Raw genomic sequence first — 483 nt, 5'->3', positions numbered from 1 at the left:
CCCCTCACCCCAACCCTCTCCCGATCGGGAGAGGGGGCGCAGGAGGCGCCGCCGGCTTCAATCAGCAGCTCCCCAGCCGGAGCGACCGACCATTTCCGGAAGGGCGGCCCCCCCGCACTCTTCACCTTTCCCATGTGGGACTTCACCTCTCCCATCCGAAGTCGGATGTTTCCGACTTCGGCTTTCCAGTTGCCCAACCGGGGAACACCCCGGTTGGGTGAGAGGTCGGCGCGTTAGCGCCGGGTGAGGGGAAAAGGAGATAGCCGCCTCAGCAGGCGGCGCGTGGTGCTTGTCGGCGAGGGTGAGCTGGTAGCGGCGCAGGCGATAATCCAGCCATGCGGTAACGAGCGTAATGGTGGTAATGCCGAAGGCAGTGACGCCCATGGCTTTCACCCAGTCCGCCGTCGAGCGCCAGGTGGTGAGTAAATCCGCAGCGAAGTTGTAGCCATCGGCCATGGCTTGCCTCCCCGTTAAGCCGGTGAA

Annotated in this window: 1 pseudogene; it reads right to left on the bottom strand. The window is 64.6% G+C overall.

From position 1 onward, the window contains the following. Positions 1–57: 57 nt before the first annotated feature. Positions 58–483: pseudogene (locus H2509_RS00010) on the bottom strand (hypothetical protein); the annotation flags it as partial.

It is taken from the genome of Stappia albiluteola, from assembly GCF_014050225.1.
Taxonomy (GTDB): domain Bacteria; phylum Pseudomonadota; class Alphaproteobacteria; order Rhizobiales; family Stappiaceae; genus Hongsoonwoonella; species Hongsoonwoonella albiluteola.
The sequence above is the reverse complement of the archived record's forward strand: the minus strand, read 5'-3'. Positions and strand labels throughout refer to the sequence as shown.